Source organism: Actinoplanes sp. NPDC019969 (assembly GCF_055562375.1).
Map to the genome: position 1 here is coordinate 307,237 of NZ_JBVHFK010000001.1, position 19,198 is coordinate 326,434.

The 19,198-nt window shown below is 71.0% G+C and carries 23 protein-coding genes; 7 read left to right on the forward strand and 16 right to left on the reverse strand.

Features of this window, described 5'->3' with window-relative positions:
* Nucleotides 1-12 precede the first annotated feature (12 nt).
* Together ACZ3II_RS01360 and ACZ3II_RS01365 are read right to left on the reverse strand one after the other, a co-directional pair.
* Complete coding sequence (locus ACZ3II_RS01360; protein ID WP_465515639.1) at nucleotides 13-1,308, reverse strand: NAD(P)-dependent malic enzyme; 1,296 nt, start codon at nucleotides 1,306-1,308, stop codon at nucleotides 13-15.
* A gap of 143 nt (nucleotides 1,309-1,451) precedes the next feature.
* Entirely contained in the window at nucleotides 1,452-1,763 is a 312-nt protein-coding gene (locus ACZ3II_RS01365; protein WP_465515640.1) for a S24/S26 family peptidase, read from the reverse strand.
* Between the two features lie 85 nt (nucleotides 1,764-1,848).
* Between ACZ3II_RS01365 and sodN the strand changes: the two genes are divergently transcribed.
* Both sodN and ACZ3II_RS01375 read left to right on the forward strand, forming a co-directional pair.
* Entirely contained in the window at nucleotides 1,849-2,253 is a 405-nt protein-coding gene (gene sodN, locus ACZ3II_RS01370) for a superoxide dismutase, Ni (RefSeq protein ID WP_465515641.1), read from the forward strand.
* Between the two features lie 145 nt (nucleotides 2,254-2,398).
* Nucleotides 2,399-2,797, forward strand: coding sequence for an ATP-binding protein (locus tag ACZ3II_RS01375; RefSeq protein ID WP_043524657.1), 399 nt, complete (start codon nucleotides 2,399-2,401; stop codon nucleotides 2,795-2,797).
* Here the strand turns inward: ACZ3II_RS01375 and ACZ3II_RS01380 are convergent.
* A complete protein-coding gene (locus ACZ3II_RS01380; protein WP_465515642.1) occupies nucleotides 2,794-3,486 on the reverse strand; it encodes a FadR/GntR family transcriptional regulator in 693 nt (230 codons plus the stop codon). The genes ACZ3II_RS01375 and ACZ3II_RS01380 overlap by 4 nt on opposite strands.
* 38 nt (nucleotides 3,487-3,524) lie before the next feature.
* Nucleotides 3,525-3,899 (reverse strand): hypothetical protein, encoded by a 375-nt coding sequence (locus tag ACZ3II_RS01385; protein ID WP_465515643.1) that lies wholly within the window; start codon nucleotides 3,897-3,899, stop codon nucleotides 3,525-3,527.
* A 52-nt stretch (nucleotides 3,900-3,951) separates the two neighbouring features.
* On the opposite strand from ACZ3II_RS01385, the gene ACZ3II_RS01390 reads away from it, so the two are divergent.
* Nucleotides 3,952-4,902, forward strand: coding sequence for a diacylglycerol/lipid kinase family protein (locus ACZ3II_RS01390; RefSeq protein ID WP_465515644.1), 951 nt, complete (start codon nucleotides 3,952-3,954; stop codon nucleotides 4,900-4,902).
* 411 nt (nucleotides 4,903-5,313) lie between these two features.
* The gene (locus ACZ3II_RS01395; RefSeq protein ID WP_043524653.1) at nucleotides 5,314-5,568 is read left to right on the forward strand and encodes a WhiB family transcriptional regulator; all 255 of its coding nucleotides are present in this window, start codon (nucleotides 5,314-5,316) and stop codon (nucleotides 5,566-5,568) included.
* 376 nt (nucleotides 5,569-5,944) lie between these two features.
* Here ACZ3II_RS01395 and ACZ3II_RS01400 read toward each other — a convergent pair whose 3' ends face one another.
* The 6 genes from ACZ3II_RS01400 to ACZ3II_RS01425 all read right to left on the reverse strand — a co-directional run bounded on the left by ACZ3II_RS01400 (nucleotide 5,945) and on the right by ACZ3II_RS01425 (nucleotide 12,259).
* On the reverse strand, nucleotides 5,945-6,745 hold the full coding sequence (locus tag ACZ3II_RS01400; RefSeq protein ID WP_465515645.1) for a sirohydrochlorin chelatase: 801 nt from the start codon (nucleotides 6,743-6,745) through the stop codon (nucleotides 5,945-5,947).
* Nucleotides 6,727-7,485, reverse strand: a complete 759-nt coding sequence (locus ACZ3II_RS01405) for a phosphoadenylyl-sulfate reductase (protein ID WP_465515646.1) — start codon at nucleotides 7,483-7,485, stop codon at nucleotides 6,727-6,729. The genes ACZ3II_RS01400 and ACZ3II_RS01405 overlap by 19 nt, the downstream gene beginning before the upstream one ends.
* Nucleotides 7,482-7,640, reverse strand: a complete 159-nt coding sequence (locus tag ACZ3II_RS01410) for a hypothetical protein (protein WP_465515647.1) — start codon at nucleotides 7,638-7,640, stop codon at nucleotides 7,482-7,484. Before ACZ3II_RS01410 ends, ACZ3II_RS01405 begins: the two co-directional genes overlap by 4 nt.
* Entirely contained in the window at nucleotides 7,637-9,331 is a 1,695-nt protein-coding gene (locus ACZ3II_RS01415; protein WP_465515648.1) for a nitrite/sulfite reductase, read from the reverse strand. The genes ACZ3II_RS01410 and ACZ3II_RS01415 overlap by 4 nt, the downstream gene beginning before the upstream one ends.
* 336 nt (nucleotides 9,332-9,667) lie before the next feature.
* A complete protein-coding gene (locus ACZ3II_RS01420) occupies nucleotides 9,668-11,212 on the reverse strand; it encodes a sensor histidine kinase (RefSeq protein WP_465515649.1) in 1,545 nt (514 codons plus the stop codon).
* A gap of 15 nt (nucleotides 11,213-11,227) precedes the next feature.
* Nucleotides 11,228-12,259, reverse strand: a complete 1,032-nt coding sequence (locus tag ACZ3II_RS01425) for an SIS domain-containing protein (RefSeq protein ID WP_465516575.1) — start codon at nucleotides 12,257-12,259, stop codon at nucleotides 11,228-11,230.
* 162 nt (nucleotides 12,260-12,421) lie between these two features.
* On the opposite strand from ACZ3II_RS01425, the gene ACZ3II_RS01430 reads away from it, so the two are divergent.
* Nucleotides 12,422-13,960 (forward strand): tetratricopeptide repeat protein, encoded by a 1,539-nt coding sequence (locus ACZ3II_RS01430; protein WP_465515650.1) that lies wholly within the window; start codon nucleotides 12,422-12,424, stop codon nucleotides 13,958-13,960.
* On the opposite strand, the gene ACZ3II_RS01435 is transcribed toward ACZ3II_RS01430, so the two are convergent.
* On the reverse strand, nucleotides 13,961-14,176 hold the full coding sequence (locus ACZ3II_RS01435) for a biotin/lipoyl-binding carrier protein (protein WP_465515651.1): 216 nt from the start codon (nucleotides 14,174-14,176) through the stop codon (nucleotides 13,961-13,963).
* Nucleotides 14,177-14,311: 135 nt separating this feature from the next.
* Between ACZ3II_RS01435 and ACZ3II_RS01440 the strand changes: the two genes are divergently transcribed.
* A complete protein-coding gene (locus tag ACZ3II_RS01440; RefSeq protein ID WP_369700219.1) occupies nucleotides 14,312-14,386 on the forward strand; it encodes a 50S ribosomal protein bL37 in 75 nt (24 codons plus the stop codon).
* A 43-nt stretch (nucleotides 14,387-14,429) separates the two neighbouring features.
* On the opposite strand, the gene rsrA is transcribed toward ACZ3II_RS01440, so the two are convergent.
* From rsrA to ACZ3II_RS01465, 5 genes are all read right to left on the reverse strand, one after another.
* On the reverse strand, nucleotides 14,430-14,699 hold the full coding sequence (rsrA, locus tag ACZ3II_RS01445; RefSeq protein ID WP_465515652.1) for a mycothiol system anti-sigma-R factor: 270 nt from the start codon (nucleotides 14,697-14,699) through the stop codon (nucleotides 14,430-14,432).
* 4 nt (nucleotides 14,700-14,703) lie between these two features.
* Nucleotides 14,704-15,483 (reverse strand): sigma-70 family RNA polymerase sigma factor, encoded by a 780-nt coding sequence (locus ACZ3II_RS01450; RefSeq protein WP_465515653.1) that lies wholly within the window; start codon nucleotides 15,481-15,483, stop codon nucleotides 14,704-14,706.
* Nucleotides 15,484-15,568: 85 nt separating this feature from the next.
* Nucleotides 15,569-16,177, reverse strand: coding sequence for an alpha/beta hydrolase family protein (locus tag ACZ3II_RS01455; protein ID WP_465515654.1), 609 nt, complete (start codon nucleotides 16,175-16,177; stop codon nucleotides 15,569-15,571).
* Nucleotides 16,178-16,291: 114 nt separating this feature from the next.
* Nucleotides 16,292-16,687 carry a WhiB family transcriptional regulator gene (locus tag ACZ3II_RS01460; RefSeq protein ID WP_465515655.1) on the reverse strand — a complete coding sequence of 132 codons (396 nt, stop codon included), beginning with the start codon at nucleotides 16,685-16,687 and terminating at the stop codon, nucleotides 16,292-16,294.
* A gap of 191 nt (nucleotides 16,688-16,878) precedes the next feature.
* Nucleotides 16,879-17,556 (reverse strand): SOS response-associated peptidase, encoded by a 678-nt coding sequence (locus ACZ3II_RS01465; protein WP_465515656.1) that lies wholly within the window; start codon nucleotides 17,554-17,556, stop codon nucleotides 16,879-16,881.
* 349 nt (nucleotides 17,557-17,905) lie between these two features.
* Here ACZ3II_RS01465 and aroA point away from each other — a divergent pair, with 349 nt between their 5' ends.
* A complete protein-coding gene (aroA, locus tag ACZ3II_RS01470; RefSeq protein WP_465516576.1) occupies nucleotides 17,906-19,198 on the forward strand; it encodes a 3-phosphoshikimate 1-carboxyvinyltransferase in 1,293 nt (430 codons plus the stop codon).

Consider the following 19,198-nt stretch of genomic DNA (forward strand, 5'->3'; position numbering starts at 1 on the left):
CGGACACGTCGATCAGGCGTGCTGCGTCCCGGCCACGGCTGCCGAGGCCTGGGCCGGAGCGAGGGCCGAGGCCGAAGCCGGAGCGGGGACCGAGGCCGGAGCCGGGGCGGGGGCCGGCCGGCGCGCAACGCCGTCCTCGATGGCCGCCGCGGCGACGGCGGCGGCGACCGCCGGGGCGACCCTCGGGTCCAGCGGCGACGGGACGATCGCCTCCGGGCGCAGGTCGTCGGCGACGATCGCGGCGATCGCGTCGGCCGCGGCCACCTTCATCCGGTCGGTGATCGTGCTCGCCCGGACGTCGAGGGCGCCCCGGAAGATGCCGGGGAACGCCAGGACGTTGTTGATCTGGTTGGGGAAGTCGCTGCGGCCGGTCGCGACGATCGCGGCGTACTTGTGGGCGATCGCCGGCGGGACCTCCGGGGTCGGGTTGGCCAGCGCGAAGATGATCGCGCCGGGCGCCATGCCGGACAGCGCCTCCTCGCCGATGTTGCCGCCGGAGACGCCGACGAGCACGTCGGCGCCGATCAGCGCCTCGGTGATCCCGCCGCTGCGACCGGAGAGGTTGGTGGTCGCGGCGATCTTCGCCTTCATCCCGTTGAGGTCGGCGCGCTCGTCGTTGATGATGCCGCGCGAGTCGACGACGATCATGTTGGCGCCCTCGACGCCCGCCGCGATCAGGGTCTGGGTGATCGCGACCCCGGCCGCGCCGGCTCCGCTGACGACCACCCGCAGGTCGCCGAAGGAGCGTCCGAGCAGCTTGGCGGCGTTGCGCAGGGCGGCGAGCGTGACGACAGCGGTGCCGTGCTGGTCGTCGTGGAAGACCGGGATGTCGAGTTCGGCGTCGAGGCGGCGCTCGATCTCGAAGCAGCGCGGGGCGCTGATGTCCTCGAGGTTGATGCCGCCGAACGACGGGGCCATCGCCTTGACCGTGGCGATGATGCCCTCGACGTCCTGGGTGTCCAGGACGATCGGGATCGAGTCGACGCCGCCGAACTGCTTGAACAGGACCGACTTGCCCTCCATGACCGGCATGGCGGCCTTGGGGCCGATGTTGCCGAGCCCGAGGACGGCGGATCCGTCGGTGACCACGGCGACCGTGTTCGACGTCCAGGTGTAGTCGGGGTAGAGGGCCTCGTCCTCGGCGATCGCCTCGCAGACCCGGGCGACACCCGGCGTGTACGCCAGCGAGAGGTCGTCACGGCTGGCCAGCGGGACGGTCGCGCTCATCGTCATCTTGCCCCGGCGGTGCAGGTCGAAGACGGGGTCGGCGGCGAGGGCGGGATCGAGTTCGAAACTGAAGAAAGACACGGTGAAACTCCACACTGCATCGACATTGATACGTGGCACCTGCTGAATCCCGGTCGCGAGTATGCGCCGGAACCGCGGTGCGATGCGGGGATCACCCGGTAGAACCACCTCCAGCGCGGGTGTGCGCTGGGGATCAGAGGACACTAACTTAACCGGAACGGTCTCGGGTAGTAGCGAAATATCACACGCCCGATGACGTCGGCGACGCCGTGAGCACGGGAATCGTCCGTGACGAACGCGTTGTCCCCGATCAGCCACCACCCTCCGTCACGTTTCTCGACGGCCCGTTTCACCACCAGCAGACCGGGCCGGGTCCGGAACTCGGCCACCACCACGTCCCCGGCCCTTACCCCACGCGCTCCGCGCCGCACGATCAGGGCGTCGCCGGCCCGCAGTGTGGGCGCCATCGAAGGGCCGTGCACGAGCACGGCGAACAGTGGTAATTGCCACCTCAAGGCATCAAGCCTCCGTCGCGTTACCCCAGGGATGTAAGGGGTAGGGTCAACCTCGGATCATCGCAAACTCTATGGAGGAGTCCTGATGCGACTTCCGCGTTTCCTCACCCCGCGCACTGTGGTCAGCGCCCACTGCGACCTGCCGTGCGGCGTCTACGACCCGGCCCAGGCCCGGATCGAGGCCGAGTCGATCAAGGCGATCGCCGAGAAGTACCAGGCGAACCAGGACCCCGAGTTCCGCACCCGGGCCATCCTGATCAAGGAGCAGCGCGCCGAGCTGGTCAAGCACCACCTCTGGGTGCTGTGGACCGACTACTTCAAGGCCCCGCACTTCGAGAAGTACCCGAACCTGCACCAGCTCTTCAACGAGGCCACCAAGCTCGCCGGCGCCGCGGGCGCCAAGGGCCAGGTGGACCCGGCTGTCGCCGAGCAGCTGCTGGGCAAGATCGAGGAGATCTCCAAGATCTTCTGGGAGACCAAGCAGGCCTGACCAGCGCGGTCAATCGAACGGCCGGCCCGCTCCGCGGCGCCGGCCGTCGTCGTACCCACGGAAAACAGGCGGTGACCGGGTGGCCCCGCAGCGTCCCGCAACGGCTAGAGTCTCTCCATCGGGAGGAGGGGACCGGGTGACTCAGGTGACGGAGTTCGAGCCGGATGTCGGAGACGACGTCGTACTGCTGACGGTGCCCGCCGACGGGGGTTACCTGGGGGTCCTCCGGACGGCTACCGCGGGCCTCGCCGCCCGCCTGCACTTCGCCCTCGACGAGATCGAGGATCTGCGGATCGCCGTGGACGAGGCGTGCGCCATGCTGCTCGCCATCGCGACCCGCAACGCCGAGCTGGAATGCCGGTTCGCGGTGACCGACGACGCGCTCACGGTCGAGGTGACCGTGGCCACCGTTCGTGGCGCCCGGCTGCCGTCCGAGTCCTCTTTCGCGTGGAAGGTGCTGACCGCCCTCACCACGTCGGCCGAGGCCTCGGCGACCGGCCGGCACGCCACGATCCGGCTGCTGACCCGCCGCACCGAGTTCTAGCGGACCGTCCGGGCGATGTAGTCGAGGTGTGCCGCCGCGCACCTCGTCGCGCCCTCCGGATCCCGCGTGACCAGGCACTCCAGCAGTGACCGGTGGTCGTGGTCGATCTGCGCCCAGTACCCCTCGGGCAGGTCGCCGATCACCTCCTCGCCGTAGGTCACCTGGTACAGCGGGCGGCCCACCAGCTCGAACAGCGGATTGCCGGTGGCCTTCGCGATCGCGCGGTGGAAGGCGGCGTGCGCGGTCAGCATGGTGTCGAGGTCGTCGATCGCCGGATCGAAGAGCGCCCCGCGCAACTCCGTCAGATGCGTCTCGTCCCGGCGGACCGCGGCCATGCCGGCGGCCGGGACCTCCAGGGCGCGGCGTAACTCCAGCAGGTCGGCGAGACCCACCGCGGCGGAGTGGGTGAGCAGGGCGAACCCGGTGGACAGCCCGTCACCGAGCTGTCCCGCGCTCGGGTGCGCGACGAAACTGCCGCCGGTGACACCCCGGGTCGTGACGATCAGGTGCTGGCTGGCGAGCAGGCGGAGAGCCTCGCGGACCGTGCTGCGGCTGACGCCGATCTTGACGCACAGTTCGGGTTCGGGCGGAAGGCGCTCACCGGGTTGCAGACGGCCGGATGTGATCTCCGCGCGTAACTCGTCGGCGAGCTGCTGATAGGCGGGTGGGCGCACCGTTGAGCCGGTCACCCGTCCAGGTTAGGCCCTGATCCGCCGGCGCAGACCCGTTAATCGACGCCCAACGCTCGGCTACTCGGCGGAACCAGGATCAGGGCGGCGGTCACGGCCCCCAGGATCAGCAGCCCGATCCCGGCCCAGAGCGTGCCGTACTGCACCAGGAAACCCCCGGTGGCCAGCAGGAACAGCTGCACGACGACGGCCGGGCCGCGGGCCCGGACCTTGCGGCGGGCGAGGGCGCGGGCGACCGCGAAGACAGCGAGCGCGGCGAGGGCGGCCATCACGGTGAGCGAGGCGGCGATCGCGACGACGACGTCGTCGCGGGTCAGATCGAGGACGATGAGGTACGCCGTGAGCGCGGCGAGCCCGGCGCTCTGGAGGTAGAGCAGCCGGACCCCCCATGCGAGAGTCGGAGTGCTGGGCACTGGTGCACCATACCGACAGCTTTCCGGCCCGTTGCCGGGTACAGTGCCGCGCATGCGAGCGTTGCTGGTGGTCAACCCGCGGGCGACGGCCACCGGCGAGCGCAGCCGCGACGTTCTGACGCGGGCGTTGCGCACCGCCGCGGACCTGAGCGTGGTCCACACCGAGCGGCGCGGTCACGCCACCAGGCTGGCGCGCGACGCGGCGGAGAGCGGCGTCGACGTGCTCGTCACGCTCGGCGGCGACGGCACCGTCAACGAGGTGGTGAACGGCCTGCTGACCGCGCCGGCCACACTGCACGGGCTGCCCGGCGGCCCGGCCGGCCGGTTGCCCGCCCTGGCGGTGGTCCCCGGCGGCTCCACCAACGTCTTCGCCCGCGCGCTCGGCCTGCCCCGGGACTGGGCCGAGGGCATCAGCGTGATCCTGAACGGTCTGCGTGACGGCCGGCACCGGGTGATCGGGCTGGGCCGGGCGGACGACCGCTATTTCACGTTCACCGCCGGGCTCGGCTGGGACGCCGCGACGATCCGCCGGGTGGAGCAGGCCCGCCTGCGCGGCCGCACCTCGACGCCGGGACTCTACGCGCGGGCGACGTTCGGCCAGTTCTTCACCGGGCTGGACCGGCGGGACCCGCCGCTGACCGTGGAGCGGCCCGGTGAGACGCCGGCCACGGAGCTGGGCACGGTGATCGTGCAGAACACCGCGCCCTGGACGTACGTGGGCGACCGTCCTGTCCATTTGAATTCGGGCGCTTCGTTCGATCTCGGGCTGGATGTGCTGGCCCTGCGCCGCCTCACTGTCGCGCGCAGCGCCCGCACCGTGACACAACTCGCGTGGCGAGCCGGTGATCCGCAAGGTAAACAGGTGTTACGTCTGCATGACGTCGCGGAGTTCACCGTGGTCGCGTCCCGGCCGCAACCGTTTCAGCTGGACGGCGATTACCTAGGGGAACGACAGAAGGTGCACTTCGTGTCCGTCCCCTCGGCGCTACGTGTGATCTGCTGACTCGGGGGTACGTGTTTTGACACGTGCTCACGATCCGTTACAGAAACACGGTCAAAAGGTCGGCGAAGTGGCCGGGACCGTACTACATTGATGGGAGCGTTCGTCAACCGGCACCGGCTACAGCGGCGGAACCGGACATATGGGTACGTGAGCCAGCTCACCCGCCGGGAGAAACTTCCAGCGCTACCCTTGACATCGCGTGAGTTCGTGAAAGCATTCACAAGCGATAAGAAGTAACCGGTTGCCGCTTGTACGCGTTCCTAATCCAGAAGCGCGTAAGAGCAACCAAACACAAAAGCTTGCTGACGCACCGGTGAGCAGACGGGCACAAGCCGTCGCGAACCACTGCGCTCGCATATAGGTAAACAGCACTGTTTTCATTACCCCATCCGAAACAAGGAGTTTGCCGCCATGGACTGGCGTCACGATGCGATCTGCCGCGACGAGGACCCTGAGCTGTTCTTCCCGATCGGGACGTCCGGCCCGGCGCTCCTGCAGGTCGAGCAGGCCAAGGCCGTGTGCCGGCGGTGCCCGGTGACCGAGTCGTGCCTTCAGTGGGCACTCGAATCGGGTCAGGATGCCGGCGTATGGGGCGGGATGAGCGAAGACGAGCGGCGTGCCGTCAAGCGCCGTGGCGGCCTTCGGGTCGGCGCCCCCACTGCCTGAACCAATCCCCCACACAGCATTCGCGCCCCGGGCCTTACGGCACCGGGGCGTCTTGCTGTTTCGGGCCACTCACGCTGCGTTCCATTCCACTGTGCGCTAATACGATCACCGTACGTTTAGCCGTACCGCCGAAATGATCTCGAAATTCTGATCAAGACGCTTTGCGTCGCGACTCCGGCACACTCCGCATAGGACGGTCCCGATTCGGATGCGCTTATGCCCCAACGGTTGCCTAGCGCAGAGTGATCGTCGCCCAGAGTGACAACCAGCCGGAGTCCGGCCGCAGGCGGGAACGGCCCCCTCCTGAGAATCAGCTGAGATTCGGCGGCCGCGAATGCGAATCAGCTGAGATGTACCGCGAGCGGTCCGGCGCGTCTCAGGCCGCGACGGGGAGCGGAACCCGCAGGACCGACTCGGCCCGGGCACACACCAGCCGGACCAGTTCCGGCGCCGCGCCGAGGGGCTCGGCGATCGCCACCGCCCCGGCCGCCCGCGCCGCGTCGGCGGAGGCGTCGTAGAGCACCCCGGGCGCCAGGAAGTAGGCAGCCATCCCGACCCGCCGGGCGCCTGCCGTACGCAACCCGTCGACAGCCGCTCCGGCCCGCTGTCCGGGCCCGGAGGCGTACGAGACCGCCGAGGGCAGGCCCAGGTGGCGTCCGAGCGCCGCAGCGGCGTCAGCGACGGTCTGGCGGGCTTCGTCGTTGCGGGTGCCCGCTGCGGCGAGCACGACGGCGTCGAGGTCGCCCACCGGCAGCCGGCGGGTCAACGCGGCGAGCAGCAACGGCGAAACGGAGCCGGGCAGAAGCGACAAGGCGGAGCCGGGCAGAAGCGGCGCGAGCGGCGTGGTGGGGCCGAGCACATCGGTGGCGGTGACGGCGACCGGCAGCAGCTCGGCGGCCTCGCGGATCACCGCGGGCAGGTCGACCCGGCCGTGGTAGGCAGCGGTCAGCAGCAGCGGGACGAGCACGGCGCGCGGGCCGGGCAGGCCGGCCAGCACGTCCAGCGGCCGGGGCCCGGCATGGTCCAGGTACGCCGCCCGGACCGCCCACTCCGGCCGGGCGCGCCCGACCGCCCGGGCCAGCGCCTCCGTGGACGCCGCGGCCCGCCGATCACGGCTGCCGTGGGCCACCAGGACCACGGCGGGCCGTGCGGGGGGACTCAGACGTGCAGACCGCATTCGGTCTTCTCGAACATCGCCCAGCGCCCCGCGCGCGGGTCCTCGCCGGCCTTGGTACGGCGGGTGCACGGCCAGCAGCCGATCGAGCCGTACCCCTTCTTGAACAGTTCGTTGACCGGCACGTTCCACCGGCTGATGTACGCGTCGACGTCGTCGGAGGTCCAGGCGGCGATCGGGTTGACCTTCACCTTGCCCTTCTTGGCGTCGAACGCGACGACCGGCGTGTTGGCGCGGGTCGGCGACTCGTCGCGGCGCAGGCCGGTGGCCCAGGAGTCGTACTCGGCGAGGGCCCGTTCGAGCGGCTCGACCTTACGCAGGAAGCAGCACTCGTCGGGGCTGCGGGCGAACAGCCGGGGACCGTACTCGCCGTCCTGCTGGCCGACGGTCAGCCGGGGGCGGATCGAGCGGACGTTGACGTTCATCGTGCGGACGACGGTGTCCCGGACCTTGAGGGTCTCCGGGAAGTGCAGGCCGGTGTCCAGGAACACCACGTCGACGCCGGGCGAGACCCGGGAGAAGAGGTGCGCGACGACGGCGTCGGCCATCGAGCTGGTGACGCAGAACCGCTCGCCGAAGGTGTCGGTCGCCCACTTGGCGATCTCCTCGGCGGGACGGCCCTCCAGGCGGACCGCGGCCTCGTCAGCGAGGGCCTTCAGCTCGGCGGGGGTACGACGGTCGGGACGCGCGGGCGACCCGGTCAGATCGATCAGCCCCAGACCCGCGGCATTGAGAAGACTCATGTGGAACCCACTCCCTTGGACAGAAGACCGATGAACTTGATCGAGAAAACCCGGGCGCAGGAGCGGCACTCCCACGCGCCGTGCGAAGCCTCGTTGGGACGCAGGTCCTCGTCGCCGCAGTAGGGGCAGTACAGCGGGGCCTGTCTGTCGCTCATTTCAGGAGCTCCTCGTCGGCCCGGAGAACCCAGTTGGCGAACGTCTCGCCGTCACCGCGGCCGTCGAGGTAGTGGGTGGCGACGCGTTCCACGTACTCCGGAAGCTCCTCGGCGGTGGCCTTGAGCCCGCGGACCTTGCGCCCGAAGCCCGCCGTCTCCCCCTTGGCCATGCCGAGGGCGCCGCCGAGGTGGATCTGGAAGCCCTCGACCTGCTCGCCGTGCGAGTTCATCACCAGCTGGCCCTTGAGGCCGATGTCGGCGACCTGGGTGCGGGCGCAGGCGTTGGGGCAGCCGTTGATGTGGATCGACAGGTCGGTGTCGAAGCCCTTGAGCCGCTCCTCGAGCCGGGCCACCAGCTCCTCGCCGCGCGCCTTTGTCTCGACGATGGCCAGCTTGCAGTACTCGATGCCGGTGCACGCCATGGTGCCGCGCCGGAACGCCGAGGGGCGGGCCTCCAGGCCGATCGCCCGCAGCCCGCCGATCAGCGGTTCCACCTGGTCGTCGGCGACATCCAGAACGAGGAGTTTCTGGTACGCCGTGAGCCGCACCCGCGCCGACCCGTGCTTCTCCACCAGCTCCGCCAGCTTGGTGAGCTGGGTGCCGGACGACCGCCCGACGACCGGCGCCGCGCCGACGTAGTTCAGCCCGTCCTTCTGCTTGTGCACGCCGATGTGGTCGATCGGCTTCTCCGGCAGGTCCGGCGCCGGCCCGTCGATCAGCGCGCGGCCCAGGTATTCCTTCTCCAGGATCTCGCGGAACTTCTCCACGCCCCAGTCGGCGAGCAGGAACTTGAGGCGGGCGCGGTGCCGGAGGCGGCGGTACCCGTAGTCGCGGAAGATCCCGACGACGCCCTCCCAGACGTCCGGGATCTCGGCCAGCGGCACCCACACGCCGAGGCGCTGGGCCAGCATCGGGTTGGTGGAGAGGCCGCCGCCGACCCACAGGTCGAAGCCGGGGCCGTGGTCCGGGTGCTCGACGCCGACGAACGAGATGTCGTTCGCCTGGTACGGCCCGTCGGCGAGCCAGGAGATCTGCGACTTGAACTTGCGGGGCAGGTTCGAGTAGGCGGGGTTGCCGACGTACCTCTTGACGATCTCATCGATCGCCGGCGTGCCGTCGAGCACCTCGTCGGAGGAGATGCCGGCGACCGGGCTGCCCAGCACGACACGCGGGCAGTCGCCGCACGCCTCGGTGGTCTGCAGGCCGACGGCCTCGAGCCGGCGCCAGATCTCCGGCACGTCCTCGACCCGGATCCAGTGCAGCTGGATGTTCTGCCGGTCGGTGATGTCGGCGCTGTCCCGGGCGAACTCGGTGGCGATCCCGGCGATCACGCGCAGCTGCTCGAGGCTGAGGGCGCCGCCGTCGCAGCGGACGCGGAGCATGAAGTACTCGTCCTCGAGCTCCTCGGGCTCCAGCACCGCGGTGCGGCCGCCGTCGATCCCGGCCTTGCGCTGGGTGTAGAGCCCCCACCAGCGGAACCGGCCCCGCAGGTCGGCCGGGTCGATCGAGGAGAACCCGCCGTGCGCGTAGATGTTCTCGATCCGGGCCCGCACGTTGAGCGGGTTGTCGTCCTTCTTGCTGCGCTCGTTGGGGTTGAGCGGCTCGCGGTGTCCGAGCGCCCACTGACCCTCGCCGCGCGCCTTACGGGGGCGGGCGGTCGGCCTTGCAGCGGGAGTGTTGCTGGGCGCCATCTCGGCGTTCCTCCGGGTTTCGTGGGCGCGCTGTGCCGCTCACGGCCCGTGGGAGGCTCGTGACATCTGTGTCAGGAGTGGGCCCGGCGGTCGAGCGCCCGGAACAGGAAATCGGGCGTCGTCAGGAAGCCGGACACATGGCGCTGCGGACACGGCCGTAGTCGACGTGGCGGCGGGCCACGAAGCGGCGGTCAACTGCAGCGGTCATGTCGGCAAGCCTCTCACGCCCCGCGGTTCTCGGCCACAACGGTCCAGAATTCGGGAGTGTGCGGAGTAGCACAACGCTGACATCTTGTAACAGTTGCCCCCTAGGCTGTACCGGCCGTGTGCCTTTGATCAGCGCTTTTCCAGCGGGACGACGGCCACCGCCTCGGTTCCGCCGCCTGCCCGGTTGCGCAGCTCGATGCTGCCGCGCAGTTCCCCGGTGGCCAGCGCCCGCACGATCTGCAGCCCCAGCCGGTTGCTGCCCTCGAACTTGAAGCCCTCCGGCAGCCCCTGCCCGTTGTCGGCGACCGTGACGTGCAACTGCTTGCGGAACCGGTGCGCGGACACGACCACCTCGCCGTCGGCGGCCGTCGCCGGCTCGGCGCCGTCCTCGTCAGGAGCCGGGAACCCGTGCTCCACCGCGTTGATCAGCAGCTCGTTGAGCACCATGACCAGCGAGGTGGCGATCTCCGCGGGCAGCACGCCGAAGGTGCCCTCCCGCCGGATCTTCACCGGGATGCCGGTGGTGGCGACCTCCGCCGCGGCGGTGGCCACCCGGTCCACGATGCCGTCGAACTCGACCGCCTCGTCGCTGGACATCGAGAGCGTCTCGTGGACCAGCGCGATCGACGCGACCCGGCGCACCGACTCCTCGAGGGCCATCCGGGCCTCCGGCGCGTCCACCCGGCGGGCCTGCAGGCGCAGCAGCGCGGCCACGGTCTGCAGGTTGTTCTTCACCCGGTGGTGGATCTCCCGGATGGTGGCGTCCTTGGTCATCAGCGCGCGCTCCCGGCGGCGCACCTCGGTGACGTCCCGGACCAGCACCAGCGCGCCGATCGGCACGCCGGCCGGCAGCAGCGGCAGCGCCCGGGTGAGCACCGTCGCCCCGCGGGCCTCCACCTCCATCCGGGCCGGGAACTCGCCGCGCAGCGAGGACAGGATCCGCTCGGCGGCGTCGTTGCCCTCCAGCGGGTCGCCGGACAGCCGGCTGGACAGTTTCGCCAGCTCCTCGCCGACCAGGTGGGCGTTGAAGCCGAGCCGGCGGTAGGCGGACTGGGCGTTCGGGCTGGCGTACGTCACCTTGCCGGAGGCGTCCAGGCGGATCAGGCCGTCACCGACCCGCGGCGCCGAGGTGATCTCCCCGGGCAGACGGGGCGGCGGGAACGTCCCGTCCGCCACCATCTGCGCCAGGTCGTCGGCAGTGGTCAGGTAGTTCAGTTCGAGCTGGCTGGGAGTGCGGGCGGTGCTCAGGTTGGTGTCGCGGCCGATCACCGCGATCACCTCGCTGAGCGCCTCCTCCAGGTCGGTGGCGTCGCGCAGCCGGACCGGGATGGCCTCGTGCCGGGCGGGAGTGTCGCCGTACCAGACCGGGTCGCCCTCCCGCCAGATCCGCTCCTGCGTGATCGCCACGTCCAGGTGCGCCACCTCCGGCCCGCCGACAATCTTGCCGACCTGGTCGTCCTGGTACGCCGTGGGCGCGGTCGTCGGCCGCACCTGCGCGACGCAGAGGAACTCCCGGGGCCGCCGTGGCTCCCCCTTGATCGGCACCCAGAGCAGCAGGTCCGCGAAGGAGAGGTCGGACAGCAGCTGCCAGTCACCGGCGATCCGGTGCAGGTGGTCGATGTCGGCGGGGCTGAGGTCGGTGTGTTCTTCGACGAGGTCACGCAGGGTGGACACGAGCCCAGCTTATTTCTAAAGCGTGGTCGTGACCTTCTTCAGCCCGCGCGGCGCATCGGGATCTTCGCCACGTGCCAGCGAGAGCGCCAGCGCCAGCTTCTGCAGCGGCAGGATGTCGAGCAGCGGCGAGTACCGCTCGTCGACGGCCGGGACGGCGAGCCGGGCCGAGGCGCCGGGGATGTCCGCCGCGCCGATCGTCACCACGTCGGCGCGGCGCTCACCGAGGCGGGTCACCACGTCGCGCATCGACCGGCCGCCGGGGCCCTCGCCGACGACCGCGAGCACCGGCACGTCCGGGTCGGCCATGGCGAGCGGGCCGTGCAGCAGGTCGGCGCCGGAGAACGCGAGCGCGGGCAGGTAGGACGTCTCCATCAGTTTCAGGGCGGCCTCGCGGGCGGTCGGGTACGCGTACCCCCGGCCGGTGGTGACCAGGCTGGACGCGAACCGGTAGCGCTGCGCCAGCTCCTCGGCGCCACTGTCGGCGAGCACCCCGTCGGCCAGCTCCGGCAGCTTCGCCAGCGCGGTCCGCTCGTCGGCGGGCAGGGCGCCGCCGGCCCGGATGCCCTCGACCAGCATCAGCAGCGCCAGCAGCTCGGCGGTGTAGGTCTTGGTGGCGGCGACGGCCCGCTCGTGCCCGGCGGCCACGTCGATGGACAGCTCGGCGGCCTGCGCGAGCGGCGACGCGGGGTTGTTGGTGATCGCCAGGGTGAGCGCGCCGGTCTCCCGGGCCACGTTGAGCACTCCGGCCAGGTCGGGTGAGCCGCCGCTCTGGCTGACGCCGACGACCAGCGTGCCGGTCAGGTCGGGACGGGCGCCGTAGAGGGTGATCGCGCTCGGCGAGGCGCTGGCCACCGGCAGGCCGAGCCGGATCTCGGCCAGGTAGGCGCCGTAGAGCGCGGCGTGGTCGGACGTGCCGCGGCCGACGAAGAGGACGCTGCGCGGCGCCTTGGCGGCGACCTCCGCGGCGACCTCGGCGATCGCGGCGGACGGGCCGTCCTCCAGCAGCCGCGCGAAACCGGCGGGTTGTTCCGCGATGTCCGCCGACATCCCCAGGCCTCGCTGTGTCACGTGATCCTCCCCTTCTTGGCGCCACCATGCGCATTCTGTGCGCAGTCTTGCAAGAAGACGCTTACTAAGTCAATCTTTCGTGCAAGAACGAGCAAACGTGAGGACTGACAAGACGCGGCGCTTCCCCTAGGGTCTTCACTCGTGGATTCCCCCTCGGCCCGCCGTGATCTCGCACGCGCACGCGACGCCCTCGACAGCGGCGAATTCGGATCAGCCGCCGGGCATCTCGCCACCGCCCTGGCCCACGCGCCCACCCTGCCCGAGATCCACGAGCTGCTCAGCCGATTGGCGGCCCGGGCCGGCGGCGGGCTGGAGCTGTTCCCGGCCGAGCCGCACGCGCCGGCCGGCCGCCTCGCCGCCCGCGCCCACCTGCTCGCCGCCGCCGGCCGCACCGAGGAGGCCCTGCCCCTGCTCGCCACGGCCAGCGGGCACGCGCCCGAACTCGACTGGGCCGGAGTGCCCTGGGTCGGCGACCCCACCCTCGGCGCGCGGATCGAACCGGGACTGCTCGCACGCACCGTCATGCGGCTCTGCACCGCGGTCGGCGACCCGGCCCCGGCGGCCACCGTCACCCCGCTGCGGCCCTATCTGACCGTCGTCCGGCACGCCGTCACGGCGCACGGCGAACACGGAATGCTGCTCGGGGCCGGCTCGGCGCTGGCACGCCGGCTCGGCGAGGTCCGGCTGGCGGTGGAATGGGCCGGGCAGGGCGCCAAGGCGCAGCCGTCCAAACTCGGCGAGATCTGGCTGGGGTACGCGTACCGCAGCGCCGGCCGGATGCCCGAGGCCCTCGCCGCGCTCCGCCGGGCCGTCGCCTACGACCCCGACGATCTCTCGGTCTACGCCGACGTCGCGGCCACCCTCGCCGACCTGGGCCGGCTCGACGAGGCGCTGCGCTGGACCGAACTCGCCCTGGACCGCGATCCCACGTTCGACTGCGTGGTGCACACCGCGCACCGCCTGCGGTACCGCGCCGACGGCGACGTCCGGCACCTGGCCGGCCTCGCCGACTTCATCCGCGACCACCCGGACGACGCGCACGAGCACACCGACCTCGAGGAGTGCTGCCGCAACACGCCCTGGCTCGGTGGCCTGCCGCCCGGATCGCCGCTGCCGCCCGGACGCGCCCCGGTCAACGCGGAGCCGTCCGCCGACGCCCTGCGCCGGTTGCAGCGGGTCGCCGGCCCGGCCTGGCCGCACCCGCCCGGCGCCTACGACCGGGCGCTCGGCCTGGTCCTGGTCGAGCCGTGGGAGCTGCTGGCCCTGCTGGCCCACCCGGAGACGGCACGGGCCGACCAGCAGAACGGTCTGGAGGTGTGGGCCTGCCTCGGGCTGCTGCACCACGGCGCCGAGGAGCCGTGGGCTGCGTCCAGCCGGCGCCGGCTGCTGCTCGGGCTGCTCGACGGCGAGGTCGACCGGGTGACCCAGGCGGCGTTGTTCGCCCTGGTCACGTACGCCTGGGTGGATCCGGAGGCCCGCGACGACATCGCCGCCGTGGTCACCGCACGGCTCACCGAGACCGCCTCCGGCCCGAACGCCCGCGCCGTCGCCGAGCTCGCCCTGGCCACCCCCGGCCTGGACCGCCCCACCCGGGAACTGGCCGCGGCCACCATCCGGGTGCCGGCGGCGCCCCGCCAGCGCAGCAAGGGCAGGTCCCTGCTGCGCTGGCGCAGAGACTAGCTAGGCGATGACCGCGATGAGGTCACCCTCCTGAACCACGTCACCCTCGTTGACAGCGAGTTCGGCGACCGTGCCGTCGTGCTCGGCGATCACCGGGATCTCCATCTTCATCGACTCGAGGATCACCAGCGTGTCCCCCTCGGCGACGGTGGCGCCGGGCGCCGTCACGACTTTCCACACGTTGGCCACCATCTCGGCCCGGATCTCGTCCGCCATGGCTTCAGCCACCTCCCTGGTCACGGTGCACGGTGACGCCATCAAACCACGGATCGCCTCCGGGTGAGTCCCAGGCCACAGGACGCGCCCATTACGATCGGCAGCGAGTTCACGCACCACGAACAGGAGTCCGGTATGGCGAAGAAGGCCCGTAAGAAGAAGGCCCGTAAGAAGAGCGGCGCGAACCACGGCAAGCGCCCCAACAGCTGAGAAACGCGAAAGGCCCGGCATCCGCCGGGCCTTTCGAACGTTCTCAGGAGAATTCCCTGCTCTCGGCGTGCGCGTCGAGCTGGCCGAGTTTGAGCCGCAGCCGATCCCGCAGCTCCGACGGGGCGCGTTCATCGCCGCAGCAGCGGCCGACCAGCGCCTTCACATCTTTCGCGATGCCGAACTCCTGCAGGCAGTCCGAGCACTCGTCGAGGTGCTTCTGGATCAGGATCCGGCGCTCCTCGGAGCACTCCAGGTCCAGGTAGAGGAAGACCTCGCTGAGGACGGCCGCGCAGTCGTTGTTCTCGTGCTCCATCCCGTCACGCCCCCTGCGGCTCGGAGGTGGCGGCACGGGTGATGCCGCGATCCGCCGCGTACCCCTCGAGCAGGTTGCGCAGGTTGCGCCGGCCACGGTGCAGGCGGGACATGACCGTGCCGATGGGCGTGCCCATGATGTCGGCGATCTCCTTGTACGAGAAACCCTCGACATCGGCGAGGTAGACGGCGAGCCGGAAGTCCTCCGGCAGGGACTGCAGCGCTTCCTTGATGTCGCTGTCCGGCAGACGGTCCAGCGCCTCGGTCTCGGCCGACCGCAGACCCTGCGACGTATGCGACTCGCTCGACGCGAGCTGCCAGTCGGTGATCTCCTCGGTCGGCGCCTGCACCGGCTGCCGTTGCTTGCGCCGGTACGAGTTGATGTACGTGTTCGTGAGGATCCGGTACAGCCAAGCCTTGAGGTTCGTCCCCTGCTCGAACTGGTGGAACGCGGAGAACGCCTTGAGGAAGGTCTCCTGCACCAGGTCCTCGGCATCCGCCGGGTTACGGGTCATCCGCAGACCTGCCGCATACAGCTGGTCCACGAAAGGCAACGCCTCACGCTCGAAGCGCTCCCGGCGCTCCTCGGTCCGTTCCTTCTGGGCCACCCTGGACTCTCCCCTCGACCGCCCCGCCGAGGATACGGGTAGTGCCCTTGTTACGCCGTTGAAAACCAAGGGTGTGCTCACGGTCACCGCCGCGGGCCATTCCGGGGAGTTCAGAAGATTCCGAACCCGGTTCGCCGCCTGGCCGTCACGCTCGGCGCATTCGGTACCGGCACGCACTAGAGAACCCCTTCCGCCGACAAGTTTCCAGCCGGGACAACGCCCGCGGCGAGATCGGAATTCCCCCGGTGATCCTCAGCCCCTTTCAGCCCGACCAGGAATGGCGGCGCAGCCACCCCGCGACGATCTCCGCCGTACCCGGCAGATCCTTTCGCAGGTCGTGCACCGCGCCAGGGCGGACCGCCACCTCGACCACTCCGCCGGCCGCCGGCACCCCGAACGGATCCCGGTCCCCGTTGACCACCAAGGTCGGCACGTCGCCCGGCAGCTCACCGGCCCGGCTCTTCTCCGGACGGCCCGGCGGGTGCAGCGGGAAGGCCAGCGCGAGAACCCCCGCGGCGCCCAGCGTGGTCGCGGTCCGGCAGGCGACGCGCGCTCCGCTGGAGCGGCCACCCACGATCAACGGCTTGCCCGGTACGCGTAACGCGCCCACCACCGCGACCCAGGCCTCGTCGAGATGCCCGGCCGGAGCGGGCGCCCGGCGGCCCGCCACCCGGTACGGCTGGGTCACCCGGGCCACGCGCACCCCGGCGGCCACCGCGGCGTCGTGCACCGCGACCAGATCGGGCGCGTCGATGCCGCCGCCGGCGCCGTGGCCCAGGACGAGCAGGGCGCGAACCGGCCCGGAGGGTTCGGTGACGGTCGCGGTGGCGGGGCCACGCGGCGTCTCGATGGTGTGATCGGAGCTGGACACGAGTCCGTTTCTACCAGCGCACGGACGTCCATCCCGCCGCAGCACCCCGTACCGTCCCGGCCTTTTGCGGCGCGGCCGTCCGGTCGTCCCGGACGGCCGCGGCCGTGCGGTCCGTCAGCGGCTCACGGGGGTGAGCGTGAGTAAACGGCGATCCTCATCGTCCGGTGAGTCGTCGACAGCGTCGCCGTTGGCCTGGATCCGCTCGCGCCAGGCGACCAGCATGGCCCGTCTCTCCCGTGGCGTGGTGCCGCCCCAGACGCCGTGGCAGTCACCGACCTGGAGCGCCCAGGCGAGGCACGGCCCTTGCACGTCACAGGTGCCGCAGAGCGCGACGGCCCCGCCGGAGGGCTCGTTCGGCGCGGGGAAGAACGTCTCCGGATCAACGGTCCGGCAGGCGCCCCGCGTGCGCCAGGCCTCATCGGTACTACGTTGCGCGATCGCCTCGAGCAGTCGCGGGTCGCGTCGCGCGATGGCCACCTCGTGCGGACGCGGCATGCGTGCTCGTGTCATCAGCCCACCTCCCCCGTGGGACCGGAACTGCTGTGGCGGCCGGGCCGCACCTTACGGTCCGGCACCACTCCGGCGCTGGTTTGTACCGCACGCTACAAGATCAGAACAAGGGGGTTGTCGATCTGTAAACAAAGTTTTCAGTTCAAAATGCCCACATATCCCGACAAAGACATTTGTTGATCTTAGAGAGTTCAAAAAAGCGTAATGTTGCCGGCGGGAGCAATCAGCTCCGGACCGTTGTTTCGCACATTGCCGACCTCGGGTCCCACCGGACGCATCTCGATGGCTTCCAGATCATGCTCGGACAGCGGACGGAGCAGCCGATCGGGGTCGCCGCCACCGGCCAGCCAGTCGTCCCACCGGTCCGCCGGCAGGATCAGCGGCATCCGCTCGTGCACCTTCGTCAGGTTGCCGAGCGCGGCCGTGGTGATCACGCTGCAGGTCAGCACCGACTCCGGCCCCCACGCCGACCAGACCCCGGCGAACGCCAGCGGCACGTCGCCCGCCGTCGTCATGTAGTACGCCTGCTTCTGCTTGCCGTCCTTCACCCACTCGAACCAGCCGTCCGCCGGCACCAGGCACCGCCGCTTCGCGAACGACGACGCGAACGACCGCAACTCCGCCACCGTCTCCGCCCGGGCGTTGAACATCCGCGAACCGGCCTTCAGATCCTTCGCCCAGTGCGGCACGAGACCCCACCGCGCGGTGTCCAGCACCCGCCCCTCGTGCTCCTGCGACATCCGCACCAGCGGCACCGGATCGGTGGGCGCCACGTTCCAGCTCGCCCGCAACGGCTCGGCGACATCCACAGCCTCGAACAGCCTGCTGAGATCCGCATTGCTCTTGGTGGTCGCGTATCGCCCGCACATGAGCAGCAGGCTACGCCGCCTTCGAACACCCGTCCGCCCCACGACACCCGTCCGGCTGCCCCGGAGACAGCCCCACCCCTCCCGGCTGGTTCTCAGGGCTGTCTCAACCGGCCGGAGACAGCCCTGAGAACCAGCCGGGGTTCGCGCGCCGATCCTGGTTCAGGGCGGTGGAGACGGCACCGGCGATCGGGCCGGGCGACGACTCCGCCGGGTTCGGACGAACCGTGACACCACACGGCGGGGGCGCCGAAGGCGCGGTGCGAAGCGTCATGCGGGTGGGGGACGGCCGTGCCGGAAATGTCTCGCGGGGCGGGAATGCGGGGCGGTCATGCCGGAACGCGACGGCAGAATGGCGGGCGTGACTGCTGAACTCCGCCCCTGGCTCGCCCCGTCCGCCACCGGCCCGGTCTCGGCGACCGTGCGGTTGCCGGGCTCGAAGTCGATGACCGCCCGTGCCCTGATCCTGGCCGCTCTCGGTGACGGCCCGTCGGTGATCGAGGCGCCGTTGAAGGCCCGCGACACCACGCTGATGTCCGCCGGCCTGCGGGCGCTCGGCGTCGAGGTGGACACCTCCGGTGAGGACCGCTGGGTGGTGACGCCGGGGCCGCTGCGGGGTCCGGCCCGGGTCGACGTGGGGCTGGCCGGCACGATCATGCGCTTCCTGCCGCCGGCGGCAGCGCTGGCCGACGGGGTGGTCGAGTTCGACGGTGACCCGCACGCGCGCAACCGTCCGATGGGCCCGATCGTCGCGGCGCTGCGGGCCCTCGGAGTGGAGATCGAGGCTTCCGCGACCGGTGGGCTGCCGTTGACGGTGCGCGGGTCGGGCGTGGTCGAGGGCGGCGAGGTGGTGATCGACGCGTCGGGGTCGAGCCAGTTCGTGTCGGGGCTGCTGTTGTCGGCGGCCCGGTTCGCGAAGGGTTTGACGCTGCGGCACGAGGGACCGCCGGTGCCGTCGGCGCCGCATCTGCGGATGACCACGCACATGCTGCGGGCGGCGGGCGCCGAGGTGGACGAGAGCGTCCCGGACGTGTGGCGGGTGGAGCCGGGGCCGCTGCGCGGGCGGACCTGGACGATCGAGCCGGACCTGTCCGGGGCGGCGCCGTTCTTCGCGGCGGCCGCGGTGACCGGGGGTTCGGTCACGCTGGCGGGCTGGCCGGCGGACAGCTGGCAGCCGGTGGACCAGGTCTCGCGGATCTTCACCGATCTGGGCGCGGAGGTGTCCCGTTCGGCGGAGGGCCTGACCGTGCGCGGCACCGGCACGCTGCGGGGCATCACCGCGGATCTGTCGGAGGTGAGCGAGCTGACGCCGGTGGTGTCGGCGCTGGCGGCGCTGGCCGAGGGTCCGTCGGAGTTGCGCGGGGTGGAGCACATCCGGGGTCACGAGACGGACCGGATCGCGGCGCTCGCCACCGAGCTGGCCAAGGTGGGGGCGGGGGTCACCGAGTTCCGGGACGGGTTGCGGATCGAGCCGGGGCCGCTGCGCGGGGCTTCTTTCGAGACGTACGCGGACCATCGGATGGCACACGCCGCGGCGGTTATCGGCCTCGCCGTGCCGGGCGTCGACCTCACCGACGTAGGTTGTACGTCGAAGACGTTGCCCGAGTTCCCCGAACTCTGGGCGGGACTCGTGGCGAGGAGCTAG

Coding starts and splice junctions, on each gene's coding strand:
- ACZ3II_RS01400 (WP_465515645.1), bottom strand. CDS start 6,745: ATGCGGTCTGCACGTCTGAGTCCCCCCGCACGGCCCGCCGTGGTCCTG.
- ACZ3II_RS01425 (WP_465516575.1), bottom strand. CDS start 12,259: ATGTCGGCGGACATCGCGGAACAACCCGCCGGTTTCGCGCGGCTGCTG.
- aroA (WP_465516576.1), top strand. CDS start 17,906: ATGGCGGGCGTGACTGCTGAACTCCGCCCCTGGCTCGCCCCGTCCGCC.
- ACZ3II_RS01460 (WP_465515655.1), bottom strand. CDS start 16,687: ATGACACGAGCACGCATGCCGCGTCCGCACGAGGTGGCCATCGCGCGA.
- ACZ3II_RS01435 (WP_465515651.1), bottom strand. CDS start 14,176: ATGGCGGACGAGATCCGGGCCGAGATGGTGGCCAACGTGTGGAAAGTC.
- ACZ3II_RS01405 (WP_465515646.1), bottom strand. CDS start 7,485: ATGAGTCTTCTCAATGCCGCGGGTCTGGGGCTGATCGATCTGACCGGG.
- rsrA (WP_465515652.1), bottom strand. CDS start 14,699: ATGGAGCACGAGAACAACGACTGCGCGGCCGTCCTCAGCGAGGTCTTC.
- ACZ3II_RS01390 (WP_465515644.1), top strand. CDS start 3,952: ATGCGAGCGTTGCTGGTGGTCAACCCGCGGGCGACGGCCACCGGCGAG.
- sodN (WP_465515641.1), top strand. CDS start 1,849: ATGCGACTTCCGCGTTTCCTCACCCCGCGCACTGTGGTCAGCGCCCAC.
- ACZ3II_RS01465 (WP_465515656.1), bottom strand. CDS start 17,556: ATGTGCGGGCGATACGCGACCACCAAGAGCAATGCGGATCTCAGCAGG.
- ACZ3II_RS01410 (WP_465515647.1), bottom strand. CDS start 7,640: ATGAGCGACAGACAGGCCCCGCTGTACTGCCCCTACTGCGGCGACGAG.
- ACZ3II_RS01415 (WP_465515648.1), bottom strand. CDS start 9,331: ATGGCGCCCAGCAACACTCCCGCTGCAAGGCCGACCGCCCGCCCCCGT.
- ACZ3II_RS01395 (WP_043524653.1), top strand. CDS start 5,314: ATGGACTGGCGTCACGATGCGATCTGCCGCGACGAGGACCCTGAGCTG.